The sequence below is a fragment of the Oleiphilus sp. HI0086 genome, from assembly GCF_001635225.1.
Genome location: NZ_LWFZ01000111.1, coordinates 1 through 734, shown reverse-complemented (window position 1 = coordinate 734; position 734 = coordinate 1). Strand labels below are relative to the sequence as shown.

The following is a 734-nucleotide window of genomic DNA, read 5'->3' as shown; positions in this document are numbered from 1 at the left end:
TGCTTATCGTATTCGACGTGGTAATCGATATGGACTCGCACCTGTTTGATCTCTGCATAATGGTATGGCGTTGTAGGCAATGACCTTAAGGCGGGTTGGTCTAGTTGCTTGAACTGACTTGCCCGGGAACCCGGGAGCTTCTTAAAGGGACGCTGATTCAAGTCGTCCAATAAAAACCGGATTGCTTGGTTTAGTGACGCCAGAGTGAAGAAGGTTTGATGACGCAAGCGTGCCATAATCCAGCGTTCAACGATTTGTACAGCGACTTCTGCTTTGGATTTATCCTTGGGTTTATAGGGGCGCGCTGGAACAACCGCCACTTGATAGTGTTGTGCCAGTTGCTGATAAGCCGGGTTTATATCTGGTTCGTAACGATGTGTTTTGCGCACCGCACTTCTCAAATTATCCGGCACGACTAGTTCAGGTACACCGCCGAGGAACTCGAAAGTCTGTACATGGGCATTCAACCAGTCTTCCTGGTTCTGGCTCCAACTAGCACAAGCAAAGGTGTAGTTGGATGCCCCCATCACAGCGACAAAAATTTGGGCTTGCCTGACTTCGCCGGTATCTGGGTTCACCACCGGCATTGTAGGACCACAGTAATCGACAAAGAGTTTTTCACCTGCACGATGAATCTGACGCATGCTACGTTTCTGGCAACCCAGCCATTCAAGATAACGATGACAGAACTGAGCATAACTGTAACCGTTATCAGGATTTTGCTGCCGATATTC

1 protein-coding gene is annotated in these 734 nt (G+C 48.6%); it reads right to left on the bottom strand.

Features of this window, described 5'->3' with window-relative positions; translation table 11 throughout:
• The coding region (istA, locus tag A3756_RS01485) for an IS21 family transposase (RefSeq protein WP_156490179.1) at positions 1-734 on the bottom strand (734 nt) is incomplete at both ends.